The organism is Streptomyces sp. NPDC033131, from assembly GCF_055578365.1.
The window spans coordinates 64,314-90,508 of sequence record NZ_JBVIPA010000021.1 but is presented as its reverse complement, the minus strand read 5'-3'; the positions used below and the strand labels follow the sequence as shown (position 1 = coordinate 90,508).

The window sequence follows — 26,195 nt, the reverse complement described above, 5'->3', positions numbered from 1 at the left end:
GGCCGACGACGTCCCGCGTACCGGGGCCGTCCCGGCGGGTCAACCGTGCAGCAGGGAGCGTCCGAGCCAGTCGGACCGGTCGCGTACGCCGGGAAGCGCGAAGAAGTACCCGCCGCCGGTGGGGGTGATGTAGTCGACCAGCGGCTCGTCGACGAGCCGCTGCTGGGTGGCCTCGAACTGACGGACCACGTCCTGCTGGTAACAGCAGAACACCAGCCCCATGTCGAGGTTGCCGACCTGGTCGATGCCGCGGTCGTAGTTGTAGCCGCGGCGCAGGATGCGTGAGGAGTCCGTCCTGGCGGTGCGCGGGTTGGCGAGTCGGATGTGGGCGTCGAGCGGGATCGCCCGGCCGTGCGGGTCCTTGGCGTAGTGCGGCGTGTCGGTCTCCTGGGCGCCGTCGAGCGGGGCCCCGCTGTCCCGGCGCCGGCCGATCATCTGCTCCTGCTCGGTGAGGGAGACCCGGTCCCAGAACTCGACGCGCATCCGGATGATCCGAAGCACCTGGTAGCTGCCGCCGACCGCCCAGGACGGCTCACCGTCGGCGCCCGTGACCCAGACGAGCTTGTTCATCTCGCGGGCGGAGGCGATGTCGGGGTTGGCGATGCCGTCCTTGAAACCGAGGAGGTTGCGCTGTGCGCCGGACGGGCGGGAGGGGTTCTGGAAGCCGTCGACGCGCCACTTGACCTGCATGGCGCCACGGGTGTGCCGGGCGATGTCGCGCAGGGCGTGCAGCACGGTGTCGGAGTGGTTCGCGCAGATCTGGAGGGACAGGTCGCCGTGGCACTCGGCCGCGTCGAGGTCGTCGTTGGGGAAGGTGCGCATCGGTGCGAGGTGACGTGGCCTGACGGCGCCGAGGCCGTAGCGGTCGTCGAAGAGCGAGGAGCCCACCCCGACGGTGACGGTCAGGTCGTCGGCGGGGATGTCCGGGCCGAGGATGCCACTGTCGGACGGCGGGGCGCCCACGCCCAGGTCCTCGGGGGTGCCGCCGGTGGTCAGGAATCGGGCCCGGGCGGTGAGCGTGCGCAGTAGGTCGGTGAGTTCGGCGCGGCCCTCGGCGATGACGTCGCAGGAGACGAAGGCGGCGGCGGCCGGCTGAGAGGTGGTGATCCCGGCCTGGTGGGCGCCGTGGAAGGGCACCCTGCCGGCGGCCGTGGTGGTGTCTTCGGCAGCTCCGGCCCGCCCGCCGGTGAGCTCCGCCCCTGCGAGTCCGGCCCCGGCCAGTGCCGCGCCGGCCGCGCCGATGCCGAGGGCGGTCCTGACGAACGTACGACGGCCCGCGGGGCAGACACCCTCGTGACCTTCTTCGGGGCCCGGCTGCTGGGGCGTCATCGGGATGGTCCTTTCCTGGTGGTGCGGCGTGCGGCAGTGCGGCGGTGGTGAGGCGCAAGGGTGTTCAGGCTGACTTGCGGATCTCCAACAGGTCGGGAATCGGGGCGAGTTCCTCCAGCAGTTGGCCCATGGCGCCGTCGAGCTTCTGGCGGGTGGCGGCGGGGAGTTCGCCGACCGGCGTCCACCTCCCGTCACCGCGGCGGGCGGAGAGCACCAGCCGCTCGGTGCGGCGCAGCCAACTGCCCACCGTGGGAGAGACCTTGGGGTCACGCTTGTCGATCAGGGGGCGCAGGAGGCCGAGAAGTTCCCGGGTGCCCTTGATGTTGGCCTCGGCGGTCGCCAGACCCGTGCCGCTGCCGTATTCGGTGGCACCGGTCAGCTCCTGCTGGAGGGTGCCCTCCAGGATCTCGTGGGTGCGCAGCGGCAGGTCGCCCGGGTCGAAGTCCTGGTGGGGGAAGTCCTTCCGCAGGGCGGCGACGTCGGCGGTGAGCTGCCGCGCGGCCCGGGCGAGCGAGCCGGCCGGCTCGCCGTGCCACAGGCCGTACTCGACCCGGTGGAAACCGGTGAAGCCGGAGTCCTTCACCCCGTCGGGCAGTCCGGCCGTCGTCCCGTTGATCTCCGCGTCGAAGTCCCCGAACGTGCCGTAGGCGGCGCCGAGCGAGGCGTACTGCTCGTGTGCGGGCAGCCAGTCCTTGCGCGCCCGGTCGAGCCGGCCGGCCTCGATGTCGTCTTGCAGGGTGCGGGTTCTGGTCAGCAGGAGGGCCAGACCCCTTTGTACGTAGGCACGGTAGGCGGCGAGCGGCGCGGCGAGATCCTTCTCGGAGACGGGCAGTACGGCTCTCACCGTGCCGCCGCCCGTGACCCGGACCGCCGCGGAGGTGACGGCCTGCCCGCTGGTCGGCACGCAGCGCCAGGCGTAACTACCGCCGCCGATCGTGGCGATCAGGGTGCGGGTCGTGCCGGGCGCGATGCCCTCGGCCTCGCCGTAGACGGCCGCCGTGGCCGGGTCGATCAGATACGCCTCGACGGTGGTGCCGCCGCTGTTGCGTACCTGGAACGACTGCCGTCCGCGCTGGGGCACGGTGAAACCCCTGCCGCAGTGCGCGGGGGAGACGGTGATGGTGGCGGCGGAGGCGGGCTTCGCGTCGCCGACGGCCACCAGCACGCCCGCGAGCAGGGAAGGAGCGGCGAGCGCGGCCACCGGCAGAACCCACCGGGGCAGGCGCCGGGCGACGGCGGGACGTGGGGCGGCCGGTTCGGCGACGGCCCCGGAGGCGGGCGCCGCCGGTACGGGAGGGGTGGTGACGGGCGCGTCCGCGCCGCGCACGCCCCGGACGAACAGCGTCATCACCACGGCGAGATACGCGCCGTAGGCGGTGACCTGAAGCCATGTCATCTGCGGCGTCAGATTGAGTGTGCCGCTGAGCAGGGTGGCGTACCAGGAGCTGGAATCGATGCTCCCCGACAGGTCGACGGCGTACGCCGCGGCCCCCGGCAGCACACCGCCCTCCTGCAGATCACGCAGGCCGTAGCCGAGCACCCCGGACGCGATCACGATCAGCGCGGCACCGGTGAGAGTGAAGAACCGGGTCAGGTTGAGGTGCAGGACCCTTCGGTACAGCCCCCAGCAGACCGCGGCGGCCAGCAGCAGGCCCGCTCCGGCACCGACGAGCGGCCCGGCGGACTCGCCGGCCGCCTGCCCGGTGGTCCACAGGAACAGGGCGGTTTCCAGCCCCTCCCGTCCGACGGCGAGGAACGAGGTGACGACCAGTACGCCCGAGCCCATGCCCAGCGCCGCGGTGACCTTCTCCTTGATCTCACCGGAGAAACTCCGTGCCGACCGGCGCATCCAGAACACCATGACGGTGACGAAGGCGACCGCCACCAGGCTGAGCGCACCGCCGAAGGCCTCCTGGGCCTGCCCGGACAGGCCGGCCGAGGTGAACGTCAGCACCGCACCGAACCCCATCGACACCCCGACCGCGGCGAACACCCCCGTCCACACGTGCGGCAGCCGGGAGCGGTGCCCGGAGCGGACGAGGGTGGCCACCAGAACCGAAACGATCAGGCCGGCTTCCAGGCCCTCACGCAGGCCGATCAGGAAGCTCGGGAGCGCGTTGTCCCACACCGGGGGAACTCCTCTCGGGCACGGCCCGGTCGCAGTCCGGCCAGGGCGAGCTGAGTGTAGGCAAACCTAACTAGCCGTGACGATGATCCCCAGGAGGGATCCCGCGGCACTCAGGGCCCTGTGGTGAGGCAACTGGACTGCGGTGCAAGGGAGTTGGGGGAGGAGTAAGAGTCCGGTGTGAAGCCGGGGCACACCACGCGCAAGAGGACATTTCGCCAGGCGGGCGGGCCGGATCGTGAGCCGGGTTCAGGCGCGCAGCGGGTTGGTGCGTGTCGCCGCGAGCAGGTACCAGGCGGTGGCGCCCGTGTGCCGGTAGGGGTAGTAGCCGAAGCCGAAACCGGTGTCGAGCGGGCTGCTCGCCGACACCACGCCGGAGCCCTGGGCGATCGCCCTGCTCCCGATGGTCTGGCCGTCGCCCAGAAGGTCCTGGGCCCCCTCGACGGAGGCGATCAGCCGTCGGGCGTGTGCCTCGTCCCCGGGGGCACGCCGGCTGCGAAGGGCGAGCGCGAGGTGGGCCGTTCCCTCGAACCAGACGCCGTTGCGGTTCGGCTTGGGCTGGCCCTCGGCGATCGGGGCGTCCTCGTTCGCCAGGAGACTGGCGGAGCTGAAGGTGACCCCGTCGTAGGACTGGCCCGCGGGGACGGTGCTGTTGGGCCGCTCGGCCGTGTCCAGGACGGCCAGCCGGCTCGCGGCCCAGTCCAGCGACCGGGCATGGGCGGGGGAGGAGAGGGCGAGATGGGTCCAGGTCTGCGTGTCCTCGGGAATCGGGGACTTGTTGATCGTCACGCCGTCGTTGGTACCGGTGTAGAAGAAGCCTTCGGACGGTTCCCACATCTTCGTGACGAAGGCCTGGGCGCGCGCACGCCGCTGGAGCCACACCCGGTCCCCGGTGAGCCGGGCGAGCTGTCCGAACAGGCCGATGAGGTCGGTGTTGTGCTCGGTCGAGGTGAAGGGCAGTTTCTCGCCGGCCCCGTCGACCCCGAACTTGTAGCCGCCGAGGGGTTCGTCGGTACGGCCCACACGCTCGATCCACTCGCCGATGCGCACCGCCCCCGTGAGGAAGCGGCGCTTTCCGGTCCGGCGGGCGAGCGCGCCCAGGGCGATGCCGGCCCAGGCCATGTCACCCACGGCGGTGCCGGTGAAGCCGAACTGCGTTCCGACGTTGGCCGTGCCGTCCGCCCGGACGAAGCCGTCCGGCTGCGGGGAGCCGTCGTAGAAGGTGTACGGCCCGACGTTGTAGGCCTGACGCAGCCTGCCGTCGTCGTACACCGGGTCGTGCGCCTGGGCGTAGAGGAGCGCGTCGCCGAGGGCCACGGCTCTGGAGCGGCGGTCCTCGGTGCGCGAGGCGAGGTGGGCCAGGATCGCGAGCGCGTTGTCGTAGGTGAACGCCGTGCTGAACAGGCCTGCCTGGTCGGTGTAGCTCTGTGCCAGCCGTACGGTGCCGTGATCCGGATAGCCGTCCATGGCGGCGGCGAGGAAGGCGTACGCGCGGCGCTGCGCGGAGCCGCCGCTGCCGGAGGGGCGCTCCGCGGCCCCGGCCGCGCCGGAGCCGGCCGCGGTGAGGGCCGCGGCACCGACACCGAGTCCGGTCCCGATGAGTGCACGGCGGCTGAGTCCCGGGCGTTGGCTGCCGGTCATTGGTCTCCTCGAAGGTGTGGGACGCGGTGCTGGACATGGGGCATGGCGGTGTTGAGAGCGCTCTCAAGCGTGCGCGCTCATTGTGCTGTCGCAGTACATGGTGGTCAACGTATGTGACAGGGAAGCCAATTGGGATCGGACGGGAAGTGCGGCCTCGTGCGAGGCGAACCCGGTGGAGCGGTGGCTGCCGAACTCCTCATGCGGACCCGCCGACCCCCTCGCACTCGCCGGAGCCGACCCCCCCCGCACTCGCGGGAGAGGTCGCGCACGAGCCGTCCCGGCCACCGGTCAGGCGGTCCGCCGGGCGCCGCGGGCGTCCTTGCGCGAGTCGGCGGACGCCCGCAGCCTGCGGCCGCGCCGGGTCGGGCCCCAGGGCTTGAGGATCGAGATCACGGTGATGAAGAGGTAGGCGGACAGGGAGACGGCCGGCCCGAACAGGATGTCGCCGGCGGCGGGCACCGGTTCTCCCGTGGCGACGGCGAGGACCGCGGTGTTCACCCCGGGGTGCAGCGCGAAGACCGTGGCCGTGGTCGTGGCCAGGGTCAGCCAGAACTTCGTGTAGACCCACCGGTGCCTCGCCAGGCCCCACGGGGTGCCGAGGGCGAGCAGCAGGCCGCTGAGAAGGGTGAGGAACGCGAGGGGGAGCAGGAGCCAGTCGGCGAAGAGCTTCATGGCTCTGACGGAGGCCTCCACGGTCACCGTGGAGCCGGTGGTGGTCGCGGTGATCCCGAGTGCGAGCAGCCCGAGTGTGAGCCCGAGCCAGCCCGCGGAGGCGGCGGCATGGACGACGAGGGAGGCCCGGCGTGCGGGGCGGCTGAGTTTCACCCGGAACACAGTGCCGGGCGGGCGCGACGAGGGCGTCTGGCACCGGGAGTAACCCCGCGTACTCGCCTCGGCGTACACGGCCGGAGGTCATCCGGCACTTCGGCCCCGTACCGACGCCCGGGGCCGTGCCGTCGGCCGACCTCATCCGAATGGGTCAAAATGGGTTTTTATACTCAAAGGGACGCTCACCTTCCGGAGTGGTCAATGCCCCGCAACCGCTCGACCGACGACGGCGACGCACTGCTGGCCAGGCTCGGGGCGCTGACCGCTCAGGCGCGTGAGCGGGCCGAGCTCCAGCGTTCCCTGGTCGAGCTGGCCGTCGCCCTGCAACGCGGCATGCTGCCCGGAGACCTGCCGGTCGCCCCCGGCTTCCACCTGGCCGTCCAGTACTCACCCGCCTTCCACGGTCTCAACGTGGGGGGCGACTGGTACGACGCCTTCAGCATGCCCGACGGGTGCATCGGACTCTCCATCGGCGACGTGCAGGGCCACAACATCGAGGCCGCCGCGTTCATGGGGCAGGTCCGGGTCGGGCTGCGCGCGCTCGCCTCGGTCACGAGCGAGCCGGGCGCACTCCTGTCCAGAACGAACGACCTGCTGCTGTCCCTCGGCACCGACCTGTTCGCGACCTGCACCTTCATGCGGCTCGATCCGTCCACCGGCGTGCTGGAAAGCGCCCGGGCGGGACACATTCCCTGCGTCTGGGCCACCGCGGACGGCAGGTCCGGCATCGCCGAGGACGAAGGGGGACCGCCCCTGGGTGTCCAGCAGGGGCAGGAGTACCCGGTGACCCGGTACCGGCTCAGCACGGGCGGGGTGTTCGTCCTGCTGACCGACGGAGTGGTGGAGGGGCCCTCACTGAACGTCGACGAAGGCCTCGACCAGGTGGTGAGGCTCGCGGGCGTCGCCGCCGTGGCGGGCATGGACGCGAGTTCCCTCGCCGCCGCCGTGATCAAGGGTGCGGAGCGGGTCGGGCACGAGGACGACGCGGCCGTCCTGGTCGTCGGGCACGACGGACCCGGCGTCCGGCGGTAGGAAGCGACGCCCTCTCGGCTCGCCGACCGGGCGGCACCGGTATCTGATGGCTGCTGTGGTGGGTATCAAGGATCTGCGTCGACCGGCCCTCTTCGCCCTCCAGACGCTGGCTGTCGCCGCCTGCTACTTCGCCGCGGGGCGGCTGGGCCTCGTGCGGCAGCTCGTCGTCCAGGGCGCCGTGGTCACCCCCATGTGGCCGCCCACGGGCGTCGCCGTCGCCTGCCTGTTGATCTACGGGATGCGCTCCCTGCCCGGCATCGCCCTCGGTGTCCTGCTCGTGGTCCTGTCCATCACCTCGCTCCAGCCCGCCGTGATCGGCACCATGGCCGGCAACACCGCGGCCCCCGTCTGCGCCTACCTCATGCTCCGCAGGGTGGGGTTCCGGACGGACCTGAGCCGTCTGCGGGACGGCGTCGCACTGGTGTTCCTCGGGGCGCTGGCCGGCATGCTGATCAGCGCGACGGCCGGCGTCGGCCTCCTCGTCCTCCTGGACGAACTCGACGCGTCCGGGTTCTGGACCGTCTGGCTGGCGTGGTGGGTGGGCGACGCGATGGGTGTCCTGATCGTCACCCCCGTCCTGCTTCTGCTCCACGCGACCCGGTGGCCGCCGGGCCTGTCCCGGTGGAAGGAGGCCGCGGGACTGGCACTCGTCGCCTGCGGCCTCGTACCCCTGGCCGCCTACAGCGGCCTCAGCCTGCTGTTCCTCGTCTATCCGCTGCTGATCCTGGCCGCCCTGCGCTTCCAGCTGGCGGGCAGCATCCTGTGCGCCCTCCTCGCCTCCGCCGCGGCGGCCGTCGCGGCGACCGACCAGACCGGTCCGTTCGCACGGCTGACCCATGTCGAAGTGATGATCAAGCTGCAGGCCTTCAACGGCTCCATGGCCCTGACCGCCCTGCTCCTGTCAGCCGTCATCACCGAGCAGCGCAACACCAGACGCTCGGTGGAACGCGCCTGCCAGGACCTGGTGGAGGTCCTGGAGCACCTCACCGCCGGCGACGCCCCCCGTGGTCGGCCCCCGAAGGACGCCGATGGCCTGCGTCAGAAGCAGTCAGGTCAGTGAGTGCCGCGGGGATCGTCACGCGGCCCGTGTCACCCGCGCCGCGTCGGCCGGGCGCGACGTAGCGTGACCCGCACGGCAAGGCGGATACACACGACGGTCGACCCCATGGTGGCGTGATGTGCTGGAGTGCGAGGGCCGATCTGGTGGCGGGCGTCGGTGTCGCGGCCGTCGGGGTGGCCTGTGTGGCGCGGGTGCACAGCGTCCGGGACCTGCCGCTCGCCGCACTGCCGCTGCTGCTCGGGGCCCATCAGATCGTCGAGTCGGTGGTCTGGGCCTCGGACGGGGGCAGCGGACCGGCCACCGTCATCTGGGCCGTCATCGCGCTGCCCGTGTTGGCGGTGTGGGTGCCCGCGGGGGTGCTGTGCGCCGCCCCACCGCACGCCCGGCCCCGGCTGACGGTCCTGCTCGTGGCCGGAACCGCGACAGCGGCGATGCTGGCACACGGCCTCGCCGCCGCTCCGGTGACCGCCGAGATCCGCGGCCGTACGGTCGGCTACGCGGTCGACCTTTCCCATCCCCTTCTGCTCGTCATCGGCTACCTCCTGGCCACCGTGGGCTCCCTGCTGCTGTCCGGCGACCGGCGGCTGCTGGTGATGGGAGTGCTGGTCGCCGTGGGCGCCTTGCTCTGCTGGGCTCTGTGGCGGCTGGAGTTCGTCTCGACCTGGTGCGCGTTCGCGGCGATGTGCTCGGTGGTGCTGTTCGGCTGGGTTCGCGCACGGCCGCCCTCCTCGACGCACGCCCCGCGGGTGGGGCAGTGATGCGGTGGGCGACCCCGGCCCCGAGCAGGGCCGGTACGCGTACGTGACCAATGGGGCTTCGCCGCCTGACGGGCCCCCGCCACCGCACGCGGCCACGGGGTCTCCCGCGCCGCTGCGAGCCGGGCCACGGCAGTTCACGCTGGCCCGGTCCGCAGCGAAGGCGCACGCCTCAGGGGTCCTTTCACTATGCCCGTCCGGGTCGCGTGGTCTGGCACCGCACCTCGCCGCGTTGCCGAAACGCCCACGTGGCTCCTCCCCCACGCTCGAACAACCTCGCGCGGGGGGACCCCCATCGCGGCCGCTCCGGCGCCTTGCGATGCACGGCACCAGACCACGCGACCTCATCGGACGCTCATAGTGAAAGGACCCCTCAGCGTCGTACGAGGTCGATCCGGTACTTCCGGGTCTGGGAACCGTCCTCGCTGGTCACCGTGACGACGGACGACGTCCGGCCGGACTCGCCCGCCCTGTCCACGGCCACGCTCGCGTAGGGGTCGCGTGCCGTCGCCGTGACCGCGCTCCGGTTCGGGTCGGCCGTGACGACCCGGTAGGTGGTCGTGTCCGGGTCGAACGACGCGATCGGGGCACCGGCCACCTCGATGGACGTGGCGGCGGCGTCCGAGGAGACACCGGGGGCCTTGGCGTACACCTCGATCTCGCTCATGGTGATGTAGCCGCCCTGACGTGCCGTCATGACCACGCGCACCCCGGTCGTCGGTCCTGCGTCCAGCGGGACGTCGACCACGGGAGTGCCCTCGGTCCCGACCGGGATGACGTCGCTCGCGTCGACCCACGCCGCGCCGTCGGCCGTCCGCACCTGCACCTTCAGGCTCTCGGGAAAGGACGCGGTGCTCCCGTCCCGGTGGAAGTGCGCGACGATCCGGTTCAGGTCGCGTGCCTCGGGCAGGGCGAAGGTGATGGTGTCCGAGGGGTTCTTCGTGGTGCCCGGCTTCCAGTTGGACCAGGCCTTGTCGGAGAGGTCGCCGTTGCGCAGGCGCTCCGCGGAGTAGCCGCTCTCGGTGAACGTGGCAGCCACCGAGACACCGTCGTCGGAGGCGATGTCGGCCGCCGCCGCCTCCGTGACCTGCACGCGCACGGCCGCGTCGACCGTGCCGCCGCCGACGACCTGTGCGACGCCCCGCAGGGTCACGACCCCGGCCGTGTCGAACGCCCCCTCGGACGCCGGCTTCCAGGTCACCGGAAGCTCGGTCCGGCCGCCGTTCTCGCCGACGCCGACGACCGTGGCCGGCAGCTCCGGCTTCCCGCTCACGTAGGTCTTGGCACGGCCGGGCAGCGTCGAGGCGATCGTGTCGACGGTGACCAGCGCCGTCGCGGGGATCTTCCGCCCGAGGGAGTCGGTCGCCTCACCCCTGACACGTACCGTCCCGGGGTCGCGCCACCTCCGGTCCGACGGAAGGCTCCACACCACGGGGAGCGAGCCCCGGGCGCCGTCCCGGAACACCGGTGTCACCGTCGTCGGCAGCTCCGGACGCAGCCCGGGGACGGTGAACGCCTCGGCCCGCTCGGTGCGCAGCACCGTCTCGTCGGTCATGCCCCAGCACTGGTTCGCCGCCGAGGTCGGGGTGTACGTGGACACGGTGGCACCGTCCGACGAGGCCTGTCCGGCGACGTCGAGCAGGCGGCCGGTGGCGACGTTGACGAACGTCCAGGTGCTGTCGCCGGTCGTCGACAGGATCCACTGCGCGGCCTCGGGGACCTGGCTGCCTTCCGGGTCCTCCAGGACGGCCCGGTTGTCGCGCACCGCGAGCCGCTTGCCGGTCGTGGCGGCGGTGAGAGCGTAACGCTCACGGTTGTCGGTGCCGCGGGTCAGCTTCGCCACGGACCACAGCTGCTGCGCACTGCCGTGGTCGGTCGTGCGGATGACGACACCGCTGCCGTCGTCCGACGGAGCCAACGACTTTCCGCTCTGCGCGCCCTGGAGTCGGTAGACATGCCCGGGCTGAACGAGGGCGGCGTCCTTCGCCACACCGCCGACACCCTCGACCAGGAAGGTCGTGACGGACTTCGCGGGGACGGTGAGCGTGGCCGAACGGCCGGTCACCCGGACCGGTGCGCCCTTGACGAGGGCCCCGTCGGCGCTCGTCACCACGGGGGTGACGGCGGCCCGGGGCGCGACCTTGCCGAAGCGGGACAGATCGAGGGTGACGGAGCGCGCGGAGGTGCCGCTGTTCACGTGCACCACGGTCGCCGCACGGCCGGACTTCTTCACCGCGGCGACGCTGGAGGGATCGTCGACCTTCACGAAGTGGTCGCCGGGGCGAATGTGGTGGGTGAAGTTCCGGATGGTGTGGAACTTCGAGTTGGCCCGGATCGGGCAGGTCTCCAGGGTGTCCTCGGCCGTGCAGTTGAACGGGACGTGGATGCTGCCCCAGTTCTTGCCCGCCGCGGCCTGGGGGCGTGAGTCCTCGATCGGCTGCCAGAACACCCAGGCCGAGGGCTCCAGTTCCCGCATGTCGTCGACCATCCGGGTGGCGATGCCGAGCCCCGGATCCATGCCGGTGAAGTCGGTGCCGGTACCCCAGGTGCCCTCGACCTCGCTCATCCACAGCTTCTGGTCCGCGCCCTTGGCGATGTCCCGTGCGCTGGTGCGCATGCCCGTGCCGTAGGTGTGCACGTTGAGCTGGTCGACAGCGGCTCGGGCGGGGGCGCCGTAGGCGTTCCAGTTCTGGGTGAAGATGCTGGGGTTGGTCTCGTCCATCGCGGAGATCTCGGCGTCGGTCCGCGCCCTGTCGAGCGCCTTGTCGAGCGCGAGGAGCACCTGCTGCTGGAGTGCCGGTCCCGCGTGCGCGCCCTCCTGGCGTCCGCCCGTGGGCTGACCGTCCGCTCCGAGCTGGGTGCCCCAGTAGGGCGTGTTGGGCTCGTTGAGCGGGGCGATGGTGTCGAACTCGATGCCGTGCGCCTTCTCCAGCTGTTCGGTCACGCGCACCAGGTAGGTGGCGAACTCGTCGACGCGGTCCGGGCGGATCTGGTCCGTGCTCGCGTCGAAGCCTCCGGAGACGTAACCGCTGACCGTCTGGAACCAGGGCGGCGAGTTGCTGAACGACTCCCAGCGGGTGATCTTGTCCTTGATCTGGTCCACCCACCAGCGCTGGCCCGCATCTGCGTCCCAGTCCCAGTGGTCCGGGTTGTTCGGATCCCACCAGTCCGTGTCCTGCCGGGTGGTTCCCTCGGGGGCCTTCCAGAAGCCCTCCATGGTCGCGCCCGGCTTCATGTAGTCCTTGCGGACGTCCGGGGCGTTGCCGCCGCCGATGTTGTACCGCGCGATGTTGAGGCCGAGGCCGTCCTCGCCGAACAGCATGTCCACGAGCTGTCTTCGGATGGGCTCGGGGTAGCGGCCCGTGGCGTTGGCGAACCAGACGAGGCTGGTGCCCCATCCCTCGAACTCCTGCTGCTGGTAGGACGGGTCGATCCGCACGGTGACCGCGCTCTGCGGCGACGGGTCCGCGCTCGCCGGGGGTGCGGCCACGAGACCCGCGCCGAGCATCAGGGGGACTGCCGGCGCCAAAGCCCGGATGATGCGATGCCGATGGGACACGGCACTTCCTTCCACAACACAGAGGTGAGCAGGTTTCGTTGACATGCCCAAAACACCTGCTTAGCATTCGGGAAATCGAGAAAGCGCTTTCCCCGCTCTGAGCTCCCGCTCCCGCACGACCCGAGAAGATGCGCCCAATCCCCCGGGAGGAACCACATGAGGTCGTCGTTACGCACTCGCCCGGCGCCTCGCACGGCCCCGCCGCGCAAGCGCGGCGTTCCCGCTCTCCTGCTCGCCCTGCTGCTCGGCGCCACGGCGGTACCGGCCGGCGGCGGCAGCGCCGCCGCCCAGACCCCGGCGCCGCCGGCCCCCCTCGCGGAGACGTCCCCCACCGGCTTCGCCGCGGTCGACGCGCTCGGTCAGAAGGGCACCACCGGCGGAGCCGCCGGACCGACCGTGACCGCCACCACCACGCAGCAGTTCCTGGACCACATCGACACCACGGGCCCGCTGGTCATCCGGGTCCAGGGCACCATCGACATCACCAGCAAGCAGGGTGTGCGCCCGAACAAGACCATCATCGGAGTCGGATCCTCGGCCGTCATCAACGGCGGCGGCCTGGACTTCTACCGCTCCCACAACGTCATCGTGCGGAACATCAAGTTCACCAACGCCGAGGACGACGCCGTCAACGTCGGCCAGGAGTCGCACCACATCTGGATCGACCACAACGAGTTCGTCGCGCCCCTGGACGGGGCGATCGACGTCGTCCGCGGCTCCCAGTACGTCACCGTGTCGTGGAACTGGTTCAACCGGACCGACAAGAGCATGCTGCTCGGGCACTCCGACGGCAACGGCAGCCAGGACGCCGGCAAGTTGAAGGTCTCCATCCACCACAACTTCTTCGACGGCTCGCAGCAGCGGCATCCACGGGTGCGGTTCGGTGAGCCCGTGCACGTCTACAACAACTACTACAAGGGGAACGCCCTGTACGGCGTCGCCTCCACCATGAACGCGGGCGTGCTGGTCGAGGGCAACCACTTCGACGGCGTTCCCCACCCCTGCTACTCCGCGGGCGGCTACGACGAGTCGGGGCCGGGCCGGCTGGTGCAGCGCGGCAACGTCTTCACCGGTTCCGGTCCGTGCGAGATCAACGGCACGGTGACCGAACCGCGCACCTACTACTCGTACACCCTGGACCCCGCCGCCGACGTTCCCTCTCTCGTGCGGGCCGGCGTGGGGGTCGGGAAGCTCGGCGCCTGAACCACCTCTCCGCCAACTCCCCGGGCCCGCCCCTCGGCTGCCGAACCGCGCCCCGGCGGACGCACCGATCGTGCCGTCGTCCCCACATCCGGCGGCCCCCCCCACAGGAGAACCCCACATGAGTTCACGACAGACCCCGGAGCCCACCAGGGCACGCACGGCCGTGCCCTGGCGCAACAAGATGGTCGTGGCCGCGCTGGCGGCCGCCGTGCTGGCCGGTCCCGGCGTCGCGCAGGCCGCCCCGCCGGCCGCATCGGCGCCCCGGGAGCAGGTGGCGGCGGCCAGTATCACCTGGAACCTGGAACGGGCGAGCAACCCCACCCAGGACCAACGGACCGCGTACGACCTCATCACGGCGGCCATGAACGCCGCGGTGGCCCGCTACAACAACCTCAGCGACCTGGGCAAGAGCATCACCGTCCGCTACGACCCCGGCGTGCCCACCGCCGACGGCAACATCAACGGAACCATTCGCTTCGGCAACCGCAGCTACATGACCGAGAGGACCGCGCTGCACGAGATCGCCCACACCATCGGAGTGGGCACCAGCTCGGGCTGGTCCTCCCACACCGGCCAAGGTGTCTGGAGCGGCGCTCAGGCCACGGCACTGGTCAAGAGGTTCGACGGTTCGGCCGCCAAACTCTCGACCGGCGGGGGGCACTTCTGGCCCTACGGCCTGAACTACGAGAACGAGTTCTCGAACGCGGCGGGCGATCGGCACGTCCAGATCGTCGCCGCCATGGTGCGTGACGGTCTGTAACCCGTCGGGCCGGCGCCTGGGGACGTCGCCCGTCCCCAGGCGCGAAGCGTCTGGCTCAGCCGTCACTCGGCCGTCGCTCGGCCGAGCGTGTGACCACGTTGACCTTGATGCGTTGTCCTCCGTCATGCGGTCCAGGTACGTCGAGGGTGCATGCGTGGCGGCGGGGTTCCGGGCGGTAAGCCGAACTTTGTTCATCTGATCCTACGAATTCCTGCGGGGCGGGTTACCGCTGTGCGTTCGACCTGATAGGAAACCTTCCTAACGATTCAGGTCCGGACCAACTCTCCAACCCCCCACCCTGTTTGGAGCTCCCGTGGAACCTGGGAAAACAACTCCCGCCCCTCCCTCCCGCCGCACCCTCCTCGCCGTGATCGGCGCCGGCGCACTGACCTCCGTCACCGTGCTCGGCACCCCGCCCGTAGCGGCGGCGCCGGTCGCCGCACCGGGCCTCGACGACCCGGCGAAGAAGGAGATCGCCATGAAACTGGTGTCGAGCGCGGAGAACTCCTCGCTCGACTGGAAGGCCCAGTACCAGTACATCGAGGACATCGGCGACGGCCGCGGCTACACCGCCGGCATCATCGGCTTCTGCTCCGGCACCGGCGACATGCTCGACCTCGTGGAGCTCTACGCCGAGCGCCGGCCCGGCAACGTGCTCGCCAAGTACCTGCCGGCACTGCGCCGGGTCGACGGCACCGACTCGCACGACGGCCTCGACCCGAACTTCCCCAAGGACTGGCGCAAAGCCGCGCAGGACACCGTGTTCCGGTCCGCGCAGAACGACGAACGCGACCGCGTCTACTTCGGCCCCGCGGTCAGGCGGGGCAAGGCGGACGGCCTGCGTACGCTCGGCCAGTTCGCCTACTACGACGCCATCGTCATGCACGGCGACGGGGACGACTCGGCCGCCTTCAGCAGTATCCGCAAGCGTGCCCTGCGCACGGCGAAGCCGCCGGCGCAGGGCGGCGACGAGACGGCGTACCTCAACGCCTTCCTCGACGCACGGGTGTGGGCGATGAAGCAGGAGGAGGCCCACAGCGACACCAGCCGGGTCGACACCGCGCAGCGCGTCTTCCTGCGCAAGGGCAACCTCGACCTGAACCCGCCGCTGGACTGGAAGGTGTACGGGGACAGCTACCACATCGGCTGACCCTCGCGGTGCGTCCGCGCCCGAGGGGTGCGGGCAACGGCACGTGGGGCCGCCCGGTGACACGGTCACCGGGCGGCCCGCGCCCGTGGTCACCCGTCCGCAGGGGCGCTGCCGCCGCCCAGTCGGTCTGCCAGGCAGGCGAGATAGAGGGCCATGGCGGACCGGTGGTCGCGCAGTGGGCGGCCGGTGATCTGCTCGATCTTGCTCATCCGGTAGACGACGGTGTTGCGGTGGATGTGCAGGGCCGCGGACGCTCGGACGAGATTGAACCCGCTCTCGCACCAGGCGGTGATCGTATCGCGGAGCACCGGCCAGTCCGGCTGGGCACGCAGTTCCGCGGCGGTGCGCTCCAGCAGGCGGCTGCGGGCCGGGTGGCCGACGGCGGCCAGGACCTGGTGGACACGCAGGTCCGTGATCAGGTGGACGGGGGAGTCGCCGGCCAGACGAGCGCCCAGGCGGAGTGCGTCGCACGCGTCCTGGTAGGAATCGTGCAAGCCGTCCACGGACGTGGCCGGTTCGCCGATTCCCGCGCGGGCCAGAAGCCCGTCCTGGGCGGCTATGACGTCGATGAGGCGCCGGCAGTCGTCGGCCAGGGACGTGGCCGGGCCGCGGGCCGGGAGCCGATGCAGTACGCCGATCCATCCCGGCGAGGTGCCGGCCACGACGTCCTGGGGGTCGGCGAAGACGTCGCGGACCGTGCGCAGCAGTTCCGAGCGGACCAGCGCCATGTCGCGGGCGGGAGGAACTGCCTGGCGGCGGGAGCCGGTGTCGGGCACGGGCGGCACGCTCACCTCGAACGCCACCGCGACCCGTTGCAGCCGCAGGTCGAAGCCCAGTTCGGCGGCCCGGAACTCGAGGAAGTCGCCTTCGACGACCTGCGGATCGTACGAGGCGATGTCGGCGAGCAGTTTTTCGGCCGCCCGCTCGGCGAGCAGGCGGGAGCGCAGCATCACGGATTCCCTGAGCAGGATCTCCGTCTGGCGCTTCACCAGCAGTCCGAACCGGCGCACCTGGGCGGGAGTCCCGGTGATGCCGACCGTGCCGACCGCCTGCCCGCCCGTGACCAGCGGCAGGGTGACTCCGGGCCGCACTCCGCGCAGTTGCTGGGCCTGCGACGCGTTGTGCGTGGCGGGCTCCTTGGTGCGTATCACGCCGACGGACGCCTCGTGGAAGGTGCCGACCCGGCTGCTGTCGCCGCTGCCGATGACCATGCCCTGCGCGTCGGTGATCAGCACGTTGAAGCCGATGACCGCGGTGGTGTCCCCGGCGATCTCCTGCGCGAGTGACGGACTCAGCACGAACGTTCCTCCCGTGGCGGGGATGGACGCACCGTACAGTCGAGCGAGCGGTTTCGGCCATAAGTTCGTACGAAGTGACCGGTGACGTACCGCAGGCCGGTCCATAGCGTATGCCTCCATCACCTCCCCGCCGGGGGCACAGCGCGGTGAACGGCGGGTCCCTTCAGCGCCGACACGCCGATCCACCCACACGCCGTTACGCCGTTCCGGAAGGCCCAAGCCGATGATCCGTGTGCGTTCACTTGTTGCCGCTTTGTCAGCTGTTCTCCTGATACCGACCGCCGCCGCCTGTGGCTCGGGCGACGACGACGCCCCCAAGAACGTGTCCGCGAAGGCCGCCGCACTGGGCACCCTCACGCCGGGCGTGATCAAGGTGGCCGTCCAGCCGTACGCCCCCTACACCAGCGTCCAGGGCGACAGAATCGTCGGCCTCGACGGAGACATCCTCAACTACGCGGCCAAAAAGCTCGGCCTCGAGGTCAAGCCCCAGGTCACCGACTTCGCCGGCATGCTCGCCGGGGTGCAGTCACGCCGGGTGGACATCACCATCGGCGGCGTCGCCTGGTCCGCCGACCGGCAGAAACAGGGGCTGTTCACGGACCCGCCCTACTACTCGCCCCCGGCGATGGCCGTCCGGTCCGGCAAGACGTACAAGACGGTCGACGACCTCGAGGGCCTCGACCTCGGTACGGTCGAGGGGTACGTCTGGGTCAAGTCGATCCAGGCCGTGCCCGGTGCCGAGCTGCACGCCTACCCCGACGCCAACGGCGTGCTCGACGATCTCGGCGCCGGCCGGGTCGATGTCGGATTCCTCGACCCGCTGATCATCATCGCGGCGCAGAAGGAACGCCCGGAGCTGAAGATCGAGACGCAGTACCTGACGCCGCCGACCGCCGCGCAGGTCGAGGCGAAGCCCGCCTACGCCTACTTCCAGCCCTACCAGACCGGCTTCTACCTGCCCAAGCAGGCCACCAAGCTGGAGCAGGCCATCTCCGCGCAGATCGACGCCATGTACGCGAACGGCGAGATGGCGAAGCTCGTGAAGAAGTACGGCGGCGACCCCGAGCAGTTCCTCACGCCGGCCGCCGACGTCGCCACCGCGCGGCGAGGTGTGGACCGCCCCCAGGACTGGACGCCGCCGTCCGTCGCGACCCAGTGAGGCGGTGACAGACATGTCCGGTCTCTTCCAAGTCCCCTGGTCCGACTACCAGTCCGACCTCCTCGACGCGCTCGGGCGCACCGTCTCCTACACCGTCGTGAGCTTCGTCGGCGCGGTGGCGCTCGGCCTGGCGGTGGCGCTGCTCAGACTGAGCAAGGCATGGCCGGCACGCGCCGTCGCCGCCGTCTACACCGAGGTCTTCAAGAACATCCCGCTGCTGGCCATCATCTTCCTGACCTACTTCGGACTGGCCTCGGCCGGAATCCGGCTCGACGTGTTCACGGCCGGCTGCCTCAGCCTCGTCGTCTTCTACGCCGCCTACCTGTCCGAGATCTTCCGCTCCGCGATCAGCGGGGTACACGCCGGACAGACCGAGGCGGGCGAGGCGCTGGGCCTCGGCAAGGTCGGCATCTTCGGCCACATCATCCTGCCGCAGGCCCTCCGGCAGGCGCTGCCCGGCACCAACACCATGCTGGTCGACCTGCTCAAATCCACCTCACTGCTCGTCACCGTCTCCGCCGCCGAGCTGATGTCCGAGGGGCGCCTCATCACCTCGGCCACCTTCCGGGCGCTGGAGGTGTACCTGGTCATCTCGGCCATCTACTTCGCCCTGTGCTATCCGCTCTCCCAGCTTCTGCTCCTGCTGGAACGGAAGGTACGGGCCGGCGTTCCCCTGTCCCCCTGGCGGCGGCGGCGGATGCGCGCGGCCCGCGCCCTGCTGGCCGGCGGCACGACCGCGGACGTACCCGTGAAGGAGGCGGCGGTATGACCGAGCCCGTCATCACCACCGAGGCCCCGGCCCCCACTCCCGCCGAAGCCGTCGTACGGATCGAAGGGCTGCGCAAGTCCTTCGACGGCCGGCTGGTGCTCGACGACGTCCATCTCACCGTCGGCCGGGGCCGCATCGTCAGCGTCATCGGGCAGAGCGGCGGCGGCAAGACGACCCTGATGCGCTGCGTCAACCTGCTGGAACGCCCGGACCAGGGCACGGTCGAGGTCGCCGGCCAGCTCGTGCACAGCGGCGGCCGTATGGTCTGCCGCGACCTGCCCGCGCTGCGCCGCACCGTCGGCATGGTGTTCCAGCGGTTCAACCTGTTCCCCCACCTCACGGCCGTGGAGAACGTCGTACTGGCGCAGCGCAAGGCCGGTGTCCCCGAACAGGAGGCTCTGGAGCGGGCCGTCGCGCTGCTGCGCCGGGTCGGGGTGGCCCACCGCGGCCTCGCCCAGCCCGACCAGCTCTCCGGCGGCGAGCAGCAACGCGTCGCCATCGCGCGGGCCCTGGCCCTCAAACCCGAAGTACTGCTCTTCGACGAACCCACCTCCTCCCTCGACCCGGAGGCCACCCGGGAGGTGCTGAGCGTGATGCGGGAACTCGCCGCGGACGGAATGACGATGCTGCTGGTCACCCACGAACTGCCCTTCGCCCGCGAGGTGTCCGACCACGTCGTCTTCGTCGACGGCGGCCGGATCGTGGAGGAGGGCCGGCCCGAGGACGTCCTCGACGCTCCTGCCCGGACCCGGACCCGTGAGTTCCTCGCCTCGTACGGAACCGCGTCATGACCCAGGCGTTCGATGACCGTGCCGGACCCGTCGTGGTCGTCGGGGGCGGCGTCATAGGGCTGTGCACCGCGTACTACCTCGCCGCGGCCGGTGTCGCGGTGGAGGTCGTCGAGCGGCGCGGCCTCGGCTCCGGGGCGTCCCGGGGCAACGCCGGATGGGTCTGCCTCAGCCATTCGACTCCCGTCCCGGCCCCGGGAATCGTGCGCTACGCCCTGCGTTCCCTGGGGCGCCCGGACTCACCGCTCTACCTGCGCCCCCTTCCCGATCCCGCGTTCGTACGGTGGCTGTGGCGGTTCTGGCGCAGCAGCACCCCGGCCGCCTTCCGGCGCGGGTACGCGGCCATCGCCGAGCTGAACCGCGGCACCTTCGACCTCTTCGACGGCCTGCGCGCGGCCGGCGTCGACACGACCCTGACCCGGCCCGGCATGGTGCACGCCTTCCTCTCGGAGGCCGAGGCCCGACATCACCTCGCGATCCAGCGGGAGATGGCGGACGGCCACTACCCGATGCCCGCCGACGTCACCACGGGGCCCGCAGCGCATCTGCTGGACGGGGCGCTGTCGCCCCGGGTGCGTGCGGCGTATCTCGTCGAGGGGGAGGGGGTGGTCGACCCTGAGGCGTTCGCCCGGGCGCTCGGTGAGGCACTCGCCGCCCAGGGGGTGAAGGTCCACGAGAACGCGGAGGCCACCGGTTTCCGGACCGCGGGTGGCCGGGTCAACGCGCTGCGTACCGAGCAGGGCGACATTCCCTGCGGGGCCGTCGTCATCGCCGCCGGAACGCGTTCTCCCGGCCTGCTGCGCTCCCTGGGACAGGCGCTGCCCCTGCAGGCCGGCAAGGGCTACAGCTTCTCGGTGGACCTGGACCAGGCCCCCTCGCACACCCTGTACTTCGGCGAGCGCCGTGCCGTCGCCTCACCGATCGGCGGTACGACGCGGATCGGCGGCACGATGGAGCTGAGCGGCAACAACAACCGCCTCGACTGGCGCCGCATCGTCGCCGTCGCCCTCGCCAGCCGGCGCTACCTGGGGCGCTGGTTCGACGATCCGGACGACCTGGTCGGCCTGATCCGGGACCCGTGGGTCGGCGGACGGCCGTTCCTCCCCGACGGGCTCCCCGTCATCGACCGCGTCCCGGGCCACGACAACGCCTTCGCGGCCACCGGCCACGGAATGCTCGGGGTCACGCTGGGCCCGGTCACCGGGCACAGGCTCGCCGAGTACGTCCTCACCGGCCACCGGCCCGATGCGCTGACGCCCTTCCGCTACGACCGGCTCCGGCACTGACGATCTCCTGCGCGGGAGGGCACCCGGCCGGCAGTGCCGCACGGTCCCCGACCGGCAGTGGCGGCACCGCGGGTACGCTGGGCGCGACCTGGCCGTCAGCGCGGAAGGACACCGACCCCATGGAGTTCGCCTTCGCCGGCCGGGTGATCGAATGGCGTGGGCCGTCGCCGTACTACTTCGTCGCCGTGCCGGACGAGGAGTCCGCCGACATCCGCGAGGTGGCCGCGATGGCCACGTACGGCTGGGGCGTGATCCCGGTCGAGGCCCGGATCGGCGAGGTCGCCTTCACGACGTCGCTCTTCCCCAGGGACGGCGGTTACCTGCTGCCGCTCAAGAACGCCGTGCGCAAGCCGCAGGGCCTCTCGGCAGGTGACGAGGTGGCCGTGGAGATGGCCGTCCGCCTTCAGTAGGGCGAGCGGATGCCGTCTTCGCCCTGCGGCGCCGAAGATTCGGAAGGTCACCTACCGATCACGATATCCGGATCTTGCAATTCCGGACAACCTTCGTTCACAACAAGTTGTCTTGCGGTTTATGAATAGTCAACCTGCGCCCGACGTCACCGTTATTGTCGGAGCGTATGAAGCCATGCCCTATCTCGTCCGCTGCCTGGAATCAGTCGAGACACAGACACTCGGCGCGGACCGATTAGAGATCGTCGCCGTCGATGACGGATCGAGTGACGGCACCGGCGAATATCTGGAGGATTTCGCCGCCGCGTCGAAGGTGCCCACCAGGGTGGTGCGCCAGGCCAACTCCGGTGGTCCCAGCGGCCCGCGCAATGTCGGGTTGTCCCTGGCTCGCGGCCGCTATGTCTTCTTTCTGGACGCCGACGACCATCTGGGGGACGAAGCCCTGGAGCGGATGGTCGCGATGGCCGACCGCGCCGGCACGGACGTGGTGCTCGGCAAGATGGAGGGAGTCAACCGCGGGGTCGCGAGGTCGATGTTCACCCGGACCCAGGAACGCGCCGACGTCCACACCTCGCAGGTCATCTTCGCGCTGAGCGCCCAGAAGCTGTTCCGGCGCGAACTGCTCCTGCGCCTGGGCCTCAGGTTCGACGAGAGCCTCGCCACCGGTGAGGACGCGCTCTTCACCATGGAGGCGTATCTGAGCGGCAACGGCGTGTCCGTCGTCGCCGATTACGTCTGCTACTACCTGGTGGGCCGGGACGACGGAAAACACGCGACGCGACGAGGCGATTACACGGCCCGCTTCGCCGCCATTCACGCGCTGATGGACCTGATCGCGAGACTCGTGCCGCCGGGTGCCGAGCGGGATCAGCTGATGGTCAGGCCCTTTACGGTCGGCCTGCTGCAGCAATTCGGGGCCGGCCTGCTGAAACGGCCGGAAAGCGAGCAGTTGCACAGGATGGAGCTCGCCGCTCCGATGACGGCGGCGTACTGGACCAAGGGAGTCGCCGACCGGATAAAGGTCAACGAACGGCTGATACTCACGTGCGTCGCCATGGGCAGGCTGGACGCCTTGAAAGGCATTCTGGAATTCATCCGCGCCAAGACGGTGCCGGAAGCGGTCCATCACGGCCGAGCAGGAAAGCTGCACCTCGCCTATCCGTATTTCCGCGACCGGCGGACGGGTGTCCCCGACGAGACGTACAGGGTCACCGTCCCGGACTGGTCCGGCAGCCGGCGGGTCATGCCGTCGTCGAAGCCCCGGCCGTCCGTCGCCAGGCGGACGGTGCGGAAGGTCCGCCGGCGCATCCGCGGGCTCCGGCCCCGCGGATGACCCCTCCGGGAATCCCGCCGGCCATGAGCGGCGGTGTCCGCAGTCCCCGAGCGCAGTCCCAGGGCGCGGGCCACGGGGCACGCCCTAACCGGCGTCCAACGGCCTTTCGAAGAAGGTCTCCAGAACCACCGTTGCCTGCGTCCCGCTGACCCCGTCGATGGCGTAAAGGCGGCGCAGTACGTCCTGGAGCCGCTCGGTGGTCGCGGTGCGCACCTTCACCAGGACGGCAGCGCTGCCCGCGATGACGTGCGCCTCCTGGATCTCCGGAACGGCGGCGAAGTCCTCGGCCCGGTCGCCCATCCACGACGTCGAGTCGACGAGCACGAAGGCCAGGACCCCGCGGTCGAGCGCCGCGGGGTCGACGTCGACCGTCGTGGCCCGGATGACCCCCTGCTCACGCAGCTTGCGTACGCGCTCGTGCGCGGCACCCGCCGACAGGCCGACGGCCTTGCCCAGTCCGGCGTACGGCTGGGTGGCGTCCCGCTGGAGCAACGCGATCAGCTGACGGTCGATGGCATCCACTGATTTCATGTGTCGACCATATATGGTTCGGTAGTAGGCGTGCTACGTTGAACAGCGTCCTGATCAATCCCTCTGGGAGGATGCCATGCCCGCCGACGGCCTGTACGAGATCCTGGACGAGCGCTTCCGCACCGGAGGCTGCGCGAACGGCGACAGCAGGCTGGAGGTCCTGTACGACGGCTGCCGCTGGGCCGAGGGCCCGCTGTATCTCCCCGCCTGGCGCCAGTTGATCTGGAGCGACATCCCGAACGACCGCATTCTGCGCTGGGACGAGGCCACGGGCACGGTCGGCGTCTTCCGCACCCCGGCCGGCCACAGCAACGGCAACACCCTCGACCCGCGGGGCCGTCTGGTCACCTGCGAGCAGGGCAACCGCCGTGTCACCCGCACCGAGCCCGACGGGACGGTGACCGTCCTCGCCGACCGCTACGACGGCAAGCGGCTCAACAGCCCGAACGACTCCGTCGTACGCTCCGACGGCACGATCTGGTTCTCCGACCCCGACTTCGGCATCACCAGCGACTACGAGGGCCACCGCGCCGAGTCCGAGATCGGGGCCTGCAACGTGTACCGGATCGACCCCGTAACGCAGGAAGTGCGTCTCGCCGCCGGCGGGTTCGCCGGCCCCAACGGCGTCATCCTGTCCTGTGACGAGAAGCAACTGTACGTCTCCGACTCACGGAGCGCCCGGATCCACGTGTTCGACATCCGTGAGGACGGCACGCTCTCCGACGGGAAGGTCTTCGCCGCGGCGCGCGGCGACGTCCACTACGACAACATCCGCTTCGACGACGAGGGCCGCCTGTGGGCCGCCGCCCTGGACGACGGCGTCCACTGCTACGACCCCGACGGCACCCTCATCGGCCGGCTGCGCCTGCCCGAACCCGTCTCCAACATCGCCTTCGGTGGCGCCAAGAACAACCGCCTGTTCATCACGGCCACCACCTCCCTGTACTCGCTGATGATGTCGGTGACGGGGGCGCCGCGCCTCTAGGCGGATCTCTCCCAGGGATCGGCAGGCGCCTCGGCAGTCTCCGTCAGAGGCCGAACTCCTGGGTGGACAGGCCCAGTACCGAACACGCCTCACGCAGAACCTGCTCCTCGGCCGGCGCGACGTATCCGTCCGCACCCGCGACGACGAAGCCGGTCTGGACGACCGCCCTGGCCTCCGTCGGCTTCTTCGCGGCCTTGGCGATCTCCTGCAGGGCCTCGGACTTGCCCTGCTGGAAGTTGACCGCCAGCTGGTCGACGTGCTTGTTGAAGCGCTGCCGCAGCTGCTCGGACGGGAAGTTCTGCAGCACGTCGTTGCTCAGGATCAGCGACTCCACATGCTGCCTCTCGGCCGGGTCGACCTGCCCGTCGGCGGCGGCGACCAGGGCGCACATGGCCATGCTGGCGTCTCGGTAGGCGCCGCTCTTCAGCTCGGTCTTGAGGGACGTGAGCTGGGACTTGAGTGTGTTCACCAGCTGCGCCTTCGATCCCCCGCCGGACCCTGAACCCGGCCGCCCGTGTCCGCCGGCGCTCCGCGTCCCCTGCGCCTGCTGCTGCAGTCCCTTGGCCTGGTCCTTGAGCCGATCCCACATCGCCATCTGTCCTACCTCTGCTTCGCCCATGTCGTTCCGGTCGGCCGCGTGTATTCCGCGCCTCCTTCTGCCAACTCCTTCCGACTCCCCGAAGTTCCATGGCCGGCCGGCCTCTCGCGCGGGTGTGCAACCGGTCTGTCCAACGAACCGAACGCGCCACACGGGGCGAGAAAGTGGCGCAATCGGGTGTTGCGGCTTCGGTTCACCGAGCGCAGCCTGCTGAATATGGGAGCGCTCCCACTGGCGCCCCGCGCAACACGCACCCCACATCCCCCCACTCGGAAAGAGGGAGATCATGATCTGTCATGATCGCGACAAGAAAGCCGGTGCACGTCTGACACTCTCCCTGAGCATGCTCCTCGCGGTGCTGCTCTGTCTGATCCCCTGGAGCGGCACGGCCGTGGCCCACGGTTCGGTCGTCGACCCGGCGTCCCGCAACTACGGCTGCTGGCTCCGCTGGGGGAGCGACTTCCAGAACCCGGCCATGGCACAGGAAGACCCGATGTGCTGGCAGGCATGGCAGGACAACCCGAACGCCATGTGGAACTGGAACGGCCTGTACCGCAACGGCTCGGCCGGCAACTTCCAGGCGGTCGTCCCCGACGGCCAGCTGTGCAGCGGTGGTCGGACCGAGGGCGGCCGCTACAACTCCCTGGACACCGTGGGTCCGTGGAAGACCACGGACGTCGGCAGCAACTTCACGGTGCGGCTGTACGACCAGGCCAGCCACGGCGCCGACTACTTCCTGGTCTACGTCACCCGGCAGGGCTTCGACCCCGCCACTCAGCCGTTGACCTGGAGCGACCTGCAACTCGTCGCCCGGACCGGCACGTACGCCCCCAGCCAGAACTACTCCATCGACGTGAGCACCTCGGGCCGCACCGGCCGCCACGTCGTCTACACCATCTGGCAGGCGTCGCACATGGACCAGACGTACTTCCTGTGCAGCGACGTCAACTTCCGCTGAGCCCGGCGGGGTTGTCGCCCGGCCACGGGGTCCCGCCGGACGCACCGCGCCGGCGGGGCCCCGCCTCCCAGGACGGCCGGGCGGCAGCGCGGATCGCGACGGCAGGGGCTCGGCGTGGTTCAGAGCGCCAGGACCGCACGCACCATCTTGCCGCCCCCGCGGACCGGGGCGACGTCGAAGCGCTGGGCCAGACACCGGACCATGGCCAGGCCCCGCCCGCTTTCGCCCCCCTCGGTCAACGGCCGCACCCGGGGCGGGACGGGGTTGTCGTCGTAGACCTCGACGGTCACCCGCTCGTCGGACACCTGCAGGCGCAGACGGCAGGAGCCGCGTCCGTGCAGGGTGGCGTTGGCGACCAACTCGGACACGATCAGCGTCGCGTCGTCGATCTGCCCGGCATCCACCCGTGCCATCCGGGGGCGCGAGCGGGCGAGGAACGCGGTGGTCAGCTTCCGCGCCCGTCCGGCCGACTCGGCGTTGTCGGGCAGCAGATACTCCACGCGTACGGAACGCCGATGGGTACGCCGATGCGCACGCATGGCGGATCACTTCCCCTCCTGGGACACCCGGCACACCCGCGGCCTGGCCGCTCGCCGGCGCCGCGACTGGTCGTGCGCGGCCGGTCCTGCCCACTCCTG

Annotated in this window: 23 protein-coding genes; 14 read left to right on the top strand and 9 right to left on the bottom strand. The window is 70.7% G+C overall.

The annotated features are described in order from the left end of the window. Positions 1–39: 39 nt before the first annotated feature. The 4 genes from efeB to ACZ5XS_RS25615 form a co-directional block, all read right to left on the bottom strand. Positions 40–1,329 (bottom strand): iron uptake transporter deferrochelatase/peroxidase subunit, encoded by a 1,290-nt coding sequence (efeB, locus tag ACZ5XS_RS25630; RefSeq protein ID WP_468655004.1) that lies wholly within the window; start codon positions 1,327–1,329, stop codon positions 40–42. Positions 1,330–1,393: 64 nt separating this feature from the next. Then, positions 1,394–3,457 (bottom strand): iron uptake transporter permease EfeU, encoded by a 2,064-nt coding sequence (gene efeU, locus ACZ5XS_RS25625; protein ID WP_468655002.1) that lies wholly within the window; start codon positions 3,455–3,457, stop codon positions 1,394–1,396. A gap of 246 nt (positions 3,458–3,703) precedes the next feature. Next, entirely contained in the window at positions 3,704–5,095 is a 1,392-nt protein-coding gene (locus tag ACZ5XS_RS25620; protein WP_468655000.1) for a Tat pathway signal sequence domain protein, read from the bottom strand. A gap of 288 nt (positions 5,096–5,383) precedes the next feature. Next, positions 5,384–5,920 (bottom strand): DUF2269 domain-containing protein, encoded by a 537-nt coding sequence (locus ACZ5XS_RS25615; protein WP_468654998.1) that lies wholly within the window; start codon positions 5,918–5,920, stop codon positions 5,384–5,386. 204 nt (positions 5,921–6,124) lie between these two features. Between ACZ5XS_RS25615 and ACZ5XS_RS25610 the strand changes: the two genes are divergently transcribed. The 3 genes from ACZ5XS_RS25610 (at position 6,125) to ACZ5XS_RS25600 (ending at position 8,773) form a co-directional block, all read left to right on the top strand. Then, entirely contained in the window at positions 6,125–6,955 is an 831-nt protein-coding gene (locus tag ACZ5XS_RS25610) for a PP2C family protein-serine/threonine phosphatase (protein ID WP_468654996.1), read from the top strand. A 46-nt stretch (positions 6,956–7,001) separates the two neighbouring features. Then, positions 7,002–8,015, top strand: coding sequence for an MASE1 domain-containing protein (locus ACZ5XS_RS25605; protein WP_468654994.1), 1,014 nt, complete (start codon positions 7,002–7,004; stop codon positions 8,013–8,015). A 116-nt stretch (positions 8,016–8,131) separates the two neighbouring features. Further along, positions 8,132–8,773, top strand: a complete 642-nt coding sequence (locus ACZ5XS_RS25600; RefSeq protein WP_468654992.1) for a DUF6629 family protein — start codon at positions 8,132–8,134, stop codon at positions 8,771–8,773. Between the two features lie 370 nt (positions 8,774–9,143). Here the strand turns inward: ACZ5XS_RS25600 and ACZ5XS_RS25595 are convergent, their stop codons facing one another. Then, entirely contained in the window at positions 9,144–12,278 is a 3,135-nt protein-coding gene (locus tag ACZ5XS_RS25595) for a glycoside hydrolase (protein WP_468655123.1), read from the bottom strand. Between the two features lie 207 nt (positions 12,279–12,485). On the opposite strand from ACZ5XS_RS25595, the gene ACZ5XS_RS25590 reads away from it, so the two are divergent. From ACZ5XS_RS25590 to ACZ5XS_RS25580, 3 genes are all read left to right on the top strand, one after another. Further along, positions 12,486–13,532, top strand: a complete 1,047-nt coding sequence (locus tag ACZ5XS_RS25590; protein WP_468654990.1) for a pectate lyase family protein — start codon at positions 12,486–12,488, stop codon at positions 13,530–13,532. A 181-nt stretch (positions 13,533–13,713) separates the two neighbouring features. Next, positions 13,714–14,292, top strand: coding sequence for a hypothetical protein (locus tag ACZ5XS_RS25585; RefSeq protein ID WP_468655121.1), 579 nt, complete (start codon positions 13,714–13,716; stop codon positions 14,290–14,292). Between the two features lie 313 nt (positions 14,293–14,605). Continuing rightward, positions 14,606–15,442 carry a chitosanase gene (locus tag ACZ5XS_RS25580; RefSeq protein ID WP_468654988.1) on the top strand — a complete coding sequence of 279 codons (837 nt, stop codon included), beginning with the start codon at positions 14,606–14,608 and terminating at the stop codon, positions 15,440–15,442. An 89-nt stretch (positions 15,443–15,531) separates the two neighbouring features. Here the strand turns inward: ACZ5XS_RS25580 and ACZ5XS_RS25575 are convergent, their stop codons facing one another. Then, positions 15,532–16,740: a CdaR family transcriptional regulator gene (locus ACZ5XS_RS25575; RefSeq protein ID WP_468654986.1), complete on the bottom strand. Its 1,209-nt coding sequence runs from the start codon at positions 16,738–16,740 to the stop codon at positions 15,532–15,534. Between the two features lie 253 nt (positions 16,741–16,993). Here ACZ5XS_RS25575 and ACZ5XS_RS25570 point away from each other — a divergent pair, with 253 nt between their 5' ends. The 6 genes from ACZ5XS_RS25570 to ACZ5XS_RS25545 all read left to right on the top strand — a co-directional run bounded on the left by ACZ5XS_RS25570 (position 16,994) and on the right by ACZ5XS_RS25545 (position 22,485). Further along, a complete protein-coding gene (locus ACZ5XS_RS25570) occupies positions 16,994–17,899 on the top strand; it encodes a substrate-binding periplasmic protein (RefSeq protein WP_468654984.1) in 906 nt (301 codons plus the stop codon). A 13-nt stretch (positions 17,900–17,912) separates the two neighbouring features. After that, entirely contained in the window at positions 17,913–18,668 is a 756-nt protein-coding gene (locus ACZ5XS_RS25565; RefSeq protein ID WP_468654982.1) for an amino acid ABC transporter permease, read from the top strand. Then, positions 18,665–19,459, top strand: a complete 795-nt coding sequence (locus ACZ5XS_RS25560; RefSeq protein WP_468654980.1) for an amino acid ABC transporter ATP-binding protein — start codon at positions 18,665–18,667, stop codon at positions 19,457–19,459. The genes ACZ5XS_RS25565 and ACZ5XS_RS25560 overlap by 4 nt, the downstream gene beginning before the upstream one ends. Then, positions 19,456–20,742 carry an NAD(P)/FAD-dependent oxidoreductase gene (locus ACZ5XS_RS25555; protein WP_468654978.1) on the top strand — a complete coding sequence of 429 codons (1,287 nt, stop codon included), beginning with the start codon at positions 19,456–19,458 and terminating at the stop codon, positions 20,740–20,742. Before ACZ5XS_RS25560 ends, ACZ5XS_RS25555 begins: the two co-directional genes overlap by 4 nt. 119 nt (positions 20,743–20,861) lie before the next feature. Then, a complete protein-coding gene (locus tag ACZ5XS_RS25550) occupies positions 20,862–21,152 on the top strand; it encodes a DUF1905 domain-containing protein (protein WP_217238546.1) in 291 nt (96 codons plus the stop codon). Positions 21,153–21,273: 121 nt separating this feature from the next. Further along, entirely contained in the window at positions 21,274–22,485 is a 1,212-nt protein-coding gene (locus ACZ5XS_RS25545; RefSeq protein ID WP_468655119.1) for a glycosyltransferase family 2 protein, read from the top strand. A gap of 84 nt (positions 22,486–22,569) precedes the next feature. On the opposite strand, the gene ACZ5XS_RS25540 is transcribed toward ACZ5XS_RS25545, so the two are convergent. Beyond that, positions 22,570–23,007, bottom strand: coding sequence for an Lrp/AsnC family transcriptional regulator (locus tag ACZ5XS_RS25540; RefSeq protein ID WP_468655117.1), 438 nt, complete (start codon positions 23,005–23,007; stop codon positions 22,570–22,572). 85 nt (positions 23,008–23,092) lie between these two features. On the opposite strand from ACZ5XS_RS25540, the gene ACZ5XS_RS25535 reads away from it, so the two are divergent. Further along, a complete protein-coding gene (locus ACZ5XS_RS25535) occupies positions 23,093–24,001 on the top strand; it encodes an SMP-30/gluconolactonase/LRE family protein (RefSeq protein ID WP_468654976.1) in 909 nt (302 codons plus the stop codon). Between the two features lie 43 nt (positions 24,002–24,044). Here ACZ5XS_RS25535 and ACZ5XS_RS25530 read toward each other — a convergent pair whose 3' ends face one another. Next, positions 24,045–24,596 carry a tellurite resistance TerB family protein gene (locus ACZ5XS_RS25530; protein ID WP_468654974.1) on the bottom strand — a complete coding sequence of 184 codons (552 nt, stop codon included), beginning with the start codon at positions 24,594–24,596 and terminating at the stop codon, positions 24,045–24,047. 289 nt (positions 24,597–24,885) lie between these two features. Here ACZ5XS_RS25530 and ACZ5XS_RS25525 point away from each other — a divergent pair, with 289 nt between their 5' ends. Next, on the top strand, positions 24,886–25,557 hold the full coding sequence (locus ACZ5XS_RS25525; protein WP_468654972.1) for a lytic polysaccharide monooxygenase auxiliary activity family 9 protein: 672 nt from the start codon (positions 24,886–24,888) through the stop codon (positions 25,555–25,557). A gap of 119 nt (positions 25,558–25,676) precedes the next feature. Here ACZ5XS_RS25525 and ACZ5XS_RS25520 read toward each other — a convergent pair whose 3' ends face one another. Further along, a complete protein-coding gene (locus tag ACZ5XS_RS25520; protein ID WP_468654970.1) occupies positions 25,677–26,096 on the bottom strand; it encodes an ATP-binding protein in 420 nt (139 codons plus the stop codon). Positions 26,097–26,195 lie beyond the last annotated feature (99 nt).

Bases quoted from the DNA above. Each gene is read 5' to 3' on its own strand.
- efeB (WP_468655004.1), bottom strand. From the start codon at position 1,329: ATGACGCCCCAGCAGCCGGGCCCCGAAGAAGGTCACGAGGGTGTCTGC.
- ACZ5XS_RS25535 (WP_468654976.1), top strand. From the start codon at position 23,093: ATGCCCGCCGACGGCCTGTACGAGATCCTGGACGAGCGCTTCCGCACC.
- ACZ5XS_RS25530 (WP_468654974.1), bottom strand. From the start codon at position 24,596: ATGGCGATGTGGGATCGGCTCAAGGACCAGGCCAAGGGACTGCAGCAG.
- ACZ5XS_RS25560 (WP_468654980.1), top strand. From the start codon at position 18,665: ATGACCGAGCCCGTCATCACCACCGAGGCCCCGGCCCCCACTCCCGCC.
- ACZ5XS_RS25545 (WP_468655119.1), top strand. From the start codon at position 21,274: ATGAATAGTCAACCTGCGCCCGACGTCACCGTTATTGTCGGAGCGTAT.
- ACZ5XS_RS25595 (WP_468655123.1), bottom strand. From the start codon at position 12,278: ATGCTCGGCGCGGGTCTCGTGGCCGCACCCCCGGCGAGCGCGGACCCG.
- ACZ5XS_RS25605 (WP_468654994.1), top strand. From the start codon at position 7,002: ATGGCTGCTGTGGTGGGTATCAAGGATCTGCGTCGACCGGCCCTCTTC.
- ACZ5XS_RS25550 (WP_217238546.1), top strand. From the start codon at position 20,862: ATGGAGTTCGCCTTCGCCGGCCGGGTGATCGAATGGCGTGGGCCGTCG.
- ACZ5XS_RS25585 (WP_468655121.1), top strand. From the start codon at position 13,714: ATGGTCGTGGCCGCGCTGGCGGCCGCCGTGCTGGCCGGTCCCGGCGTC.
- ACZ5XS_RS25565 (WP_468654982.1), top strand. From the start codon at position 17,913: ATGTCCGGTCTCTTCCAAGTCCCCTGGTCCGACTACCAGTCCGACCTC.
- ACZ5XS_RS25610 (WP_468654996.1), top strand. From the start codon at position 6,125: ATGCCCCGCAACCGCTCGACCGACGACGGCGACGCACTGCTGGCCAGG.
- ACZ5XS_RS25525 (WP_468654972.1), top strand. From the start codon at position 24,886: ATGATCTGTCATGATCGCGACAAGAAAGCCGGTGCACGTCTGACACTC.
- ACZ5XS_RS25555 (WP_468654978.1), top strand. From the start codon at position 19,456: ATGACCCAGGCGTTCGATGACCGTGCCGGACCCGTCGTGGTCGTCGGG.
- ACZ5XS_RS25590 (WP_468654990.1), top strand. From the start codon at position 12,486: ATGAGGTCGTCGTTACGCACTCGCCCGGCGCCTCGCACGGCCCCGCCG.
- ACZ5XS_RS25620 (WP_468655000.1), bottom strand. From the start codon at position 5,095: ATGACCGGCAGCCAACGCCCGGGACTCAGCCGCCGTGCACTCATCGGG.
- ACZ5XS_RS25520 (WP_468654970.1), bottom strand. From the start codon at position 26,096: ATGCGTGCGCATCGGCGTACCCATCGGCGTTCCGTACGCGTGGAGTAT.
- ACZ5XS_RS25600 (WP_468654992.1), top strand. From the start codon at position 8,132: ATGTGCTGGAGTGCGAGGGCCGATCTGGTGGCGGGCGTCGGTGTCGCG.